The following is a 597-nucleotide window of genomic DNA, read 5'->3' on the forward strand; positions in this document are numbered from 1 at the left end:
CTGCAGCAACAACGGCAATACCACTAAATCCGAGCACCGCTGAAACGAGAGCCAAAGCAAGGAAAATAAACATCCAACGAACCATGGTGTTGTCTCCTTATTTTTTAAAGTGAAAGCTCAATATTAGTTATTACTGAACAACTTCAATCTTATCGACAACCTTATTTACATCGTTGGTATTATTTGCAATCGATAATGCCAGATCGTGCTCGGCATCTGAGTTCACTTTACCGGTTAAGGTTACGGTTTTATTTTCTGTGGTGACATCAATGTCTGTACCACTAACGCTGGTATCCATCAGTAAACGAGTTTTCACAATAGTAGTAATTTTTGAATCCGTTAATGCAGCAAATGCATCAGAATCGGCATCTTGTTTATTCTCACTCACTACCGTTAGCTCGTTATTTACTTTTTTCACACCATCAAGGCCTGAAACCAACTCTTCTGCCAGCGACTTTTCCAAATCGTTATTGACCGAACCTGTCAGCGTAACCACCTGATTTTCAACATCAGTGTTGATATCAAAAGAGTTCAGGTTGCTGTTAAGCAGTAAGGTGGTTTCTGCTTTACCATCTAGCCAAGCGTCCATGGATTCTT

General features: G+C 40.2%; 1 protein-coding gene. It reads right to left on the reverse strand.

What is annotated here, in order from left to right; translation table 11 throughout:
- Window positions 1-130 precede the first annotated feature (130 nt).
- Window positions 131-597 (reverse strand): BON domain-containing protein (locus tag R7Q46_RS28555; RefSeq protein WP_318078494.1); only part of this gene is annotated, 467 nt, incomplete at its 5' end.

The sequence above is a fragment of the Vibrio sp. 811 genome (genome assembly GCF_033339195.1).